Source organism: Oerskovia enterophila, from assembly GCF_001692445.1.
GTDB classification, from domain to species: Bacteria; Actinomycetota; Actinomycetes; order Actinomycetales; family Cellulomonadaceae; genus Oerskovia; species Oerskovia enterophila.
Genome location: NZ_MAQA01000051.1, coordinates 22,741 through 31,464, shown reverse-complemented (window position 1 = coordinate 31,464; position 8,724 = coordinate 22,741). Strand labels below are relative to the sequence as shown.

The window sequence follows — 8,724 nt, the reverse complement described above, 5'->3', positions numbered from 1 at the left end:
GTCGACGACCCGCCGCTCCCCTCGACCGTCGCCCGCCCCGTCGAGCACGAGCTCGTGGTCAAGAAGTCCCGGTTCATCACGCTCCTGCACCCCGTCACCACGGTCGCGGCCGCCGAGGCCGTCATCGCGCGCGTCCGCAAGGAGCACTGGGACGCCCGGCACCACTGCACGGCGCTCGTCGTGGGGACGCACGCCGACCAGCAGCGCTCGAGCGACGACGGCGAGCCCTCGGGCACGGCCGGCATCCCCATGCTCGAGGTCCTGCGGCACCGCCACGTGACCGACGTCGTCGCGGTCGTCACGCGCTACTTCGGCGGCGTCCTGCTCGGAGCCGGAGGGCTCGTCCGCGCCTACTCGAACGCCGTGAGCGAGACGCTCGACCTCGCCCCGATCCTGCGTCGCGAGGTCATGGTCGAGGTCACCGTCGAGGTCCCGCACGCGGAGGCAGGCAGGATCGGCAACGTCCTGCACGAGTGGTGCGCGACCCACGGCGCAGTGCTCGAGGGCGCCGACTACGCCGCCCGCGCCGTCTTCCGCCTGCTCGTCCCGCCCGCGCAGCTCGTGCCGCTCGAGGCCGACCTCGCGTCGGCGTCCAGCGGGACGCTGTCGCCTGCCGTGGGAGACCGCCGGGTCGTCGACGTCCCGGCCTGAGCCACGACGAGGGCGAGGGGCTCTCCGCGGCCGCGTGGCGCCGTCGGGCACGCGCAACCCGTCCGACGGCGCCACGCGCCTCTCAGGGCGCCTCAGCGCCCTCGTGGGGCCTGTCCCAGGGATGCCCGTGGCCCGCGCTCGCCGCGTACGGAGCGCGTCGGCTCGGGACCGCGCCGCCACGCGGTCCCGGCCGATGGCCGCGATCAGGTCGAGGGTGTCAGGGTCGGGGAACATCGGCAGTCCGCAGCTACGGGATCGGGATGGGCACGACATCCGAGCGCTCGGCAGGCCCGCCCGCTCGCGTCCGTCGCGGACGACGAGATCGGCGAGACCCTGGAGCTGCGGTGGGACAGCTCTGCGGAGAACACCGGGAACGCCCGGCGTGCGCCGCTGCTCTTGCGACAGGGTGGGTGCGATGAGCGCGGGGACGACGGCTCGACGCTGGCCGCCTGGGCGAAGCGGCTCACCCCACCCGACTCCGAGGCTCCGGTCCGCTGGCGGCGGCACGAGGCGGCGCCTCCCAGCAGCGCCTGGTCTGCAGAGCGACCGTCACTGACGCGGAACGGTGATGCCGGCCGCGCGCAGCTTCGCCTCGACCAGCGTGTTCAACCGGGCGATGGAGGGCGCCTGGTCTTCCCGGTGGTGGTTGACCACCGCGTAGCGGGAGGCGGCGTCGGACTGGTCCTGAAACCCGGTCGGCATCGCCAGCAGCGCCCGTCGGGTCAGCAGCTTGTCGGCCAGCGTGGACGCCAGCTCCTCGATCCGCGGGTCGTCCGGATCCCACGACCTCGCGTCCCAACAGCGCTTGGTCAGCTCGACGAACTCGGGGTCGCCCAGGGAGTGTTCGAGCCGGTCCAGGAAGCCGTCGAAGATCTCCGGGACCACTACCCGGGCCAGCACCAGGGCCTCCCGTTGACCGGCGATGTAGCCGGGACCGAAGCCGAGCTCGGCGAGCTGCTCCAAGACCGCGCAGGCCCGGTCGGGCAGCAGGGCGCGGTCACCGTGGTCGAGACGGTGCAGCCTGTCGCGTCGGGCGACGAGGTCTTCGATCCGTTCGGTGAGTCGGTGGTGGACGTCGTCCAGGGTGGCGGCGAACGTCGCGGGATCGGCGTCGAGCAGGGCACCGATCTCGACCAGTGGCACGCCTGCCGCGGCCAGGGTCCGAACCTGGACCAGCCGGTACAGGTCGTCCGACCGGTAGCGGCGGTAGCCGGAGCCGTCGCGTTCCGGCTCGGCGACCAGGCCGAGCCGGTGATAGTGCCGCACGGTCTTGATCGTGACACCGACGAACGCCGCCGCCTGACCGATCGTGAGCCCGTCTGTCATCGGCTCAGTGCACCTCCGGATCGCGGCGGCGGCGGCCTTGCGCACCGTGCCGGTTCGACGGCCCGGAAGCCCGGACGATCACCGTCGAGGATAGCGCGCACCCGTTCCATGCCCCCGCTGGCACGAGGGACAGGGCCCTCGCGATGGGCGCCTCCCCCTTGATCGGCACAGGGGGGTTGACCTTGACCGTGGGTCAAGGCTGCAGGCTCTGCGCATGGCCGTTCGAAGGGCCAGGCAGCCACCAGGGCCGCCGTGAGAACCACACCGTCAAGGGGAGATCCATCATGGGAACGAGCAACAGCGGCTTCTCCGACGCAGGGCTGCGTCGACTGCACGATGTGCTGGCACAGCACGTCGAGTCCACGAAGATTCCCGGCCTTGTCGCCCTCGTCAGCCGTGGTCGCCAGACGCACGTCGAAGCGATCGGGACGATGCGTCATGACGGTGGCGCTCCGATGCGCCGGGACACGATCTTCCGGATGGCGTCCACGTCCAAGCCGGTCACGATGGCGGCCGCGATGATCCTGCTCGACGAGTGTCGGCTGCGGCTGGACGACCCCGTGGACCAGTGGCTGCCCGAGCTCGCCGACCGGCAGGTGCTGACGCGGCCCGACGGGCCCCTGGACGACACCGTGCCTGCGCACCGGCCGATCACCGTACGGGACCTTCTGACGTCCACGTTCGGGCTCGGGGTGGACTTCGAGTCGATGGCTTCCCCGATCAGGGCCGCGACCTTCGAGCGTCTCGACTACAGCGTGGCATCCGGTCCGGCCCCGGAGCCGGACGAGTGGATGCGTCGCCTCGGCGAGCTGCCGCTGCAGTACCAGCCCGGAGTGCGGTGGCAGTACGACCTCAGCAACGAGGTGGTCGGTGTGCTCGTCTCCAGGGTCACGGGGCAGTCGTTGGAGACGTTCCTGCGGGCACGCATCCTCGATCCGCTGGGGATGAAGGACACCGCCTTCCACGTGCCTGCCGACAAGATCGACCGACTGCCGCCCCTGCTCGGGCCCGACCCGCAGACCGGCGAGTTCCTCGTGTGGGACGAGGCGGCAGGGGGAAGGTCCAGCGCGCCTCCCGCGTTCCAGGGCGCCGGCGGCGGGCTGGTCTCGACCGCCGACGACTACCACGCCTACTTCCAGATGCTGCTCAACCACGGGATGCACGGAAGTGAGAAGATCTTGTCCCGGGCCGCCGTCGAGCTGATGACCACCAACCGTCTCTCGCCCGAGCAGCTTGCCGCCAGGGAGGCGATGTTCAGCCACGTCGCCCACCTGTCGTCCGGCCAAGGGGCGAACGGCGGCTGGGGCTTCGGGATGGCGGTGCGCACCTATCGCGGCGACTACGCGCCCATCGGCCAGTTCGGCTGGTTCGGCGGTACCGGCACCACCGCCTACGCAGACAGGACCAACCAGCTCACCGGAGTCCTGCTCACCCAGGTCGGACTGTCCACCCCGGATTCGCCGCGTGCCATGAGCGACTTCTGGACCACGCTCTACCAGGCCATCGACTGACGACGAGCTCGAACGGTACTTTGCGGCACCCCTGCACGCGGCTCGGTCTCGTCCGAGAGCAGTCTCGCCATCTGGTCACGGTGCCATGAACCGTGCAGCGGTCATGGCGCCGTGACTTCTGTAGAAGTCACGGCGCCATGACGTCTGCCCGCGCGCACGGCGCAGTGATTCAGGAGCCCGCGACGATCCCTGCGGGACCCACGTGCGCCCCGTCCGGGACGCTCGACGGCGCACCCGCGTCCTCCAGGACCGCGTCACCCTCGGCCACGACGTCCCGGCCGAACGTCCAGTCGCCCCGCACCGCGAGCCCGGTTGCTCCCCGCAGCGACGGCACGCCCTGCGCGAACCGCGCGTCGAAGTCGCCCACGAGCTTGTAGTGCGCGCTGTCGAGGTCGATCAGCGGCGCCTCGACCCGGGCCCGGAGCGTGAAGTCCTCGGCGAGCTCGTAGACGTCCGAGCGGAGCAGGAGCAGGTCGCTCGTCGCCTTGACGGGCAGGAACCGGCTGCGGTCGACCTCGATCACGGTCGAGCCCTCGAAGACCTCGATCGCGGCACCCATGGCCGACTCCATCTGGATCACGGGCGTCGACGACGGGTCGGTCGGGTCGACGGTCTTGGGGTTGACGATGAGCGGCAGCTCGAGGACTCCCCCGGTCCGCTCGAGCTCGGCCGCCAGCGCCCGCAGGTCGAGCCACAGGTTGTTGGTGTTGAAGAACTTGTGACGCTCGATGTCCCCCGCGGCAGCCAGGTCCTCCTCGGGGGTCTGCGCGGTCTCGCGCAGGACGAGCCGGCCGTCCGAGCGCCGCACGACGAGGTGGCCGCCCTTGCGGTCCGCGGGCGTCCTCCGGGCCACCTCGGCCGCGAAGGGAGCGCCCGACGCCGCGAACCAGCCGGCCATCGCGGCGTCCGGAGCGGCCCCGAGGTTGTCCGAGTTGGACACGCTCGCGTACAGGTAGCCGGCGTCCAGCAGGGCCTGGAGCGCCCCCGACGCCACGAGGGCCGTGTACAGGTCGCCGTGCCCCGGCGGGCACCACTCGAGGTCCGGGTCGGCGGGCCACTCGACGGGCTCGAGGTCGTCCGCGCGCAGCTTGGGCTCACGGTTCTGCAGGAAGTCCAGGGGCAGCCCGTCGACCGCGAGGTCGGGGTAGGCCGCGAGCGCCGCGAGGGTGTCGTCGCGGGTGCGGAAGCTGTTCATGAAGAGCAGGGGGAGCTGGGCGCCGGTGGTGGCGCGGGCGGCGCGGACCTGGCGGGCGATGATGTCGAGGAAGGTCAGGGGGGTGGCGTCGGAGCCGTCGGCGCCTGTGTCGCGCACGGTGAGGAGCGACTTGGCGCGGTCCATGCCCATGGAGGTGCCGAGGCCTCCGTTGAGCTTGATGAGGACGGTGCGGGAGAGCGCGTCGGCGGCGTCCTGGGGGGTGACGTCGAGGTCGTCGCGGTGGGTGACGTCGGTGAGGGGTTCGATGTCGGCCTCGGGGACGGTGCCGGTGGCGCCGTCCTGGAGGAGTGCGTAGAAGCGGCTGAAGACGTCGATCGCGGTGGGGTGGACGCCGGCGTCGGTCATCTTGTGCTGGGAGTGGGTGAGGCCCTGGCTGCTCATGGTGTCGATGCTAGGGCTGGTGGGCGGGGTCGCGCTGGGTGGTTCGTGGTGTGCCGGTCACACGCGGCGCGCGGAGGGCCGGTGCTACTCGAAGCGGGAGGGGTCTCCTGCGCCGACGCGCACGACCTCGGCCGTGCCGGAGGAGAAGTCGACGACGGTGGTGGGTTCGGTGCCGCAGTCGCCGGAGTCGACGACGGCGTCGACCTGGTGGTCGAGGGCTTCCTTGATCTCCCACCCTTGGGTCATGGGTTCGTCCTCGCCGGGGAGCAGGAGGGTGCTGGACAGCAGGGGTTCGCCGAGGGCGCGCAGGATGGCCTGGGTCACGGCGTGGTCGGGGATGCGGACGCCGACGGTCTTCTTCTTGGGGTGCGCGAGGCGCCGGGGCACCTCGGAGGTCGCGGGCAGGATGAAGGTGTAGCTGCCGGGCGTGGAGGCCTTGATGGCGCGGAAGGCGGCGTTGTCGATCTTGACGAGCTGTCCGAGCTGTGCGAAGTCGGCGCACACGAGCGTGAAGTGGTGCTTGTCGCCGAGGTGGCGGATGTCGCGGATGCGCTGGGTGGCGCTGTGGGAGTCGAGCCGCGCGCCGAGGGCGTAGCAGGAGTCGGTGGGGTAGGCGATGAGGGCGTCGTCGCGCAGGAGCGTGACGATCTGGTCGATCGCGCGGGGCTGGGGGTCGACGGGGTGCACGTCGAAGTACTTCGCCATGGACCGAGCGTAGGTCAGCGCGGCTCGGCGTGCCGCGCGCCGGGGTGGGAGGACAATCGGTGGGATGCGACTGGCGACCTTCAACATCCTGCACGGGCGGTCCACGGTCGACGACCTGGTGGACGTCGACCGGTTCGCGCGTGCGGTGGCGGACCTGGGTGCGGACGTGCTGGCGTTGCAGGAGGTGGATCGTAACCAGCGGCGCTCGGGGCACGTGGATCTCGCCGAGGTCGCGGCCGAGGCCATGGGTGCGGTCGACCACCGGTTCGCGGCGACGATCGATCGGCGGGGTGCTGGGGGGCGTGCGCAGTACGGCGTGGCGCTGCTCTCGCGCTTCCCGGTCCACGAGTGGCGGGTCCTGCCGCTCCCTCGTCGTCCGTGGTGGCGCCCGCTGCCGCGGGGGAACGACGTGCGTCGTCCGCGGTGGCGCCTGGACGAGCCGCGCACGGCTCTCGCTGCCGTCGTCGTGACTCCGCAGGGCCCGTTGACCGTGGTCGCGACGCACCTGAGCTTCCTGGACGGTTGGGGCGAGCACCAGCTCGATCACCTGGCGGCGGGTCTTGCGGACGCCCCGCGCCCCTTGGTGGTCCTGGGGGACATGAACCTGCGGTCGGAGATCCCGGCGGCGGTCACGGGGTGGAGCCCGTTGGTGGTGGCCCGGTCGTACCCGGTCGCGCACCCGACGTTGCAGATCGACCACGTCCTGGCTGACGGGTCGGTGCGCCCGACGTCGCCGGGACGGTCGGTCGACACGGGGCTCTCGGACCATCGGGCGCTCGTGGTGGACGTGGAGATCGAGCCTCTCGGCTGAGTCGCGGCCGCTGGCCCACCGGCACTGTTCGAACAGGAGTTCGACGTCGTCGTCCCGCACCGCACCCACGGATAGAACACTTGTTCGATCGCCGCTTCGAAAGCGCCCCGATTCCTTCGAACAGGTGTTCTATCTCTTTGCCCCGCCCGTGGGGCAGGGGCACTTCTCCCCCGGTTCAGGCCGACGTGCCGTGCGTGATGCGTACGACGGGCAGGCGCAGCGCACCGGGCGCCCCGGCAGGCACGGCGGGGCGCAGCGGCTCGACCGGGGCCACGCGCCGGTAGGCGCTGCCGAGCGGGGGACGTGGGTCCTCCTCACCGCGTCGGGGCCACATCGCGACGGCCCGCTCGGCCTGGGCCGTGATCGTCAGCGACGGGTTGACGCCCAGGTTCGCACTCACCGCGGCCCCGTCCAGGACGTGCAGCCCCGGGTGCCCGAACACACGCTGGTACGCGTCGATCACACCGGACCCGGGTGAGGCGCCGATCGCGCACCCGCCCAGGAAGTGGGCTGTGAGGGGCATGCCGAACGGTTCGCCGATGCTCCCGCCGGGCGCCCCTCCCATGACCCGGGCCAGGCGCCTGGCCGCCTCGTGCGCGGCGGGGATCCACCCGGGGTTCGGGGCGCCGTGCCCCTGGCGCGAGGTCATCCGGCGCCGCCCCGTCCACGTGCGCCGCGTGTACGTCGTCAGCGAGTTGTCGTGGCTCTGCATGACCAGGGCGATCACGGTGCGCTCGGACCAGCCGCGCAGGTCGAGCATGGCGGGCAGCCGGCGGCGCTGGGCCCACAGCTCGCGCACCCACTCCCCCGGCGAGGGCGCGCTCCCGGGGCGGGCTCCGTCGTCGGGCGCGGTCCCCTCGCCCTGAGTGCGCGGGCCGCGAGCGCCGCGGGGCGTGACGAGGACGGTCTGCAGGAGGGCCATGGCGTTCGAGCCGCGGCCGTAGCGCACGGGTTCGACGTGCGTGTGGGCGTCGGGGTGGAACGAGGAGGTGATCGCGACGCCGCGCGTGTAGTCGGGCGCGGGCTCGCCCGGGGCGCGCCGGTCGGCCGTGGCGCCCAGCAGGGCCTCGGAGTTGGTGCGGGTGAGCATGCCGAGGCGCTCGGAGAGGTGGGGCAGGGTGCCCGCGTCGCGCTGGGCGTGCAGGAGCTGCTGGGTCCCGTGGGCGCCGGCCGCGAGGACGACGTGCCGGGCGGTCCAGCGGGTGCGCCGGGCGAACGGTCGGTCGGTGCGCCGCGAGGTGACCTCGTAGCCCCCGTCCGGGAGCGGGGCGATGCGGGTCACGGTCGTCAGGGGGTGGATCCGCGCCCCGGCGGCCTCGGCGAGGTGCAGGTAGCTCTTGACGAGCGTGTTCTTGGCGCCGTGGCGGCACCCGGTCATGCACTGGCCGCACTCGAGGCACCCGCGTCGTGCGGGGCCCGCGCCGCCGAAGAACGGGTCGGGCACGGGCACCCCGGGGGCGCCGAACAGCACGCCCACGGGGGCGGGCGTGAACGTGCCCTCGACGCCCATCTCGCGCGCGACCTGGTGCATGGCCTCGTCCGCGGGCGTGCTGCCCGCGTACGTCACGACGCCGAGCATGCGCCGCGCCTGGTCGTAGTAGGGCGCGAGCTCGGCCTTCCAGTCGGTCAGGTGGCCCCACGAGGGGTCGGTGTAGAACGCGTCGAGCGGCTCGTAGAGGGTGTTGGCGTAGACGAGGGACCCGCCGCCGACCCCGGCGCCGGCCAGGACGAGCACGTCCCGCAGTCGGTGCACCCGCTGGATGCCGAGGCAGCCGAGGCGCGGCGCCCACAGGAAGTCGCGCAGGTGCCAGGAGGTCGCGGCGAAGTCCTCGTCGGCGAAGCGACGACCGGCCTCGAGGACCGCGACCCGGTACCCCTTCTCGGTCAGCCGCAGGGCCGCGACGGACCCGCCGAAGCCCGAGCCGACCACCAGCACGTCGACGTCGCGGGTCGGTGCGCGGTCCTGGTCCGCAGAGACGTCGTCGGTCATGGTCCTGGTCACCTCGTCGCGTGGGCGGGCGCCCCGTCGCGCCCGGCAGGTGCTCATCCTGCCACCAGCCACGGGGCGGGGCGCACGCACCTCCTGCGAGTCCGCGAGCGCCGACCTAGCGTGGGGAGGGACC

Annotated in this window: 7 protein-coding genes; 3 read left to right on the top strand and 4 right to left on the bottom strand. The window is 72.5% G+C overall.

Features of this window, described 5'->3' with window-relative positions; translation table 11 throughout:
* Positions 1-651: YigZ family protein (locus tag OERS_RS16765; RefSeq protein WP_248948693.1), on the top strand; the 651-nt coding region annotated here is incomplete at its 5' end.
* Positions 652-1,200: 549 nt separating this feature from the next.
* Here OERS_RS16765 and OERS_RS16760 read toward each other — a convergent pair.
* On the bottom strand, positions 1,201-1,977 hold the full coding sequence (locus OERS_RS16760) for a MerR family transcriptional regulator (protein WP_068627170.1): 777 nt from the start codon (positions 1,975-1,977) through the stop codon (positions 1,201-1,203).
* A 143-nt stretch (positions 1,978-2,120) separates the two neighbouring features.
* Here OERS_RS16760 and OERS_RS16755 point away from each other — a divergent pair, with 143 nt between their 5' ends.
* Positions 2,121-3,488 (top strand): serine hydrolase domain-containing protein, encoded by a 1,368-nt coding sequence (locus OERS_RS16755; protein WP_211268505.1) that lies wholly within the window; start codon positions 2,121-2,123, stop codon positions 3,486-3,488.
* Between the two features lie 169 nt (positions 3,489-3,657).
* Here the strand turns inward: OERS_RS16755 and OERS_RS16750 are convergent, their stop codons facing one another.
* Together OERS_RS16750 and OERS_RS16745 are read right to left on the bottom strand one after the other, a co-directional pair.
* Complete coding sequence (locus OERS_RS16750; protein WP_068627168.1) at positions 3,658-5,085, bottom strand: UTP--glucose-1-phosphate uridylyltransferase; 1,428 nt, start codon at positions 5,083-5,085, stop codon at positions 3,658-3,660.
* Between the two features lie 84 nt (positions 5,086-5,169).
* The gene (locus OERS_RS16745) at positions 5,170-5,790 is read right to left on the bottom strand and encodes an L-threonylcarbamoyladenylate synthase (RefSeq protein ID WP_056651850.1); all 621 of its coding nucleotides are present in this window, start codon (positions 5,788-5,790) and stop codon (positions 5,170-5,172) included.
* Between the two features lie 64 nt (positions 5,791-5,854).
* On the opposite strand from OERS_RS16745, the gene OERS_RS16740 reads away from it, so the two are divergent.
* Positions 5,855-6,601, top strand: coding sequence for an endonuclease/exonuclease/phosphatase family protein (locus tag OERS_RS16740; protein ID WP_068627166.1), 747 nt, complete (start codon positions 5,855-5,857; stop codon positions 6,599-6,601).
* Between the two features lie 175 nt (positions 6,602-6,776).
* On the opposite strand, the gene OERS_RS16735 is transcribed toward OERS_RS16740, so the two are convergent.
* Positions 6,777-8,591, bottom strand: coding sequence for an FAD-dependent oxidoreductase (locus OERS_RS16735; RefSeq protein ID WP_068627164.1), 1,815 nt, complete (start codon positions 8,589-8,591; stop codon positions 6,777-6,779).
* Between the last annotated feature and the right edge of the window lie 133 nt (positions 8,592-8,724).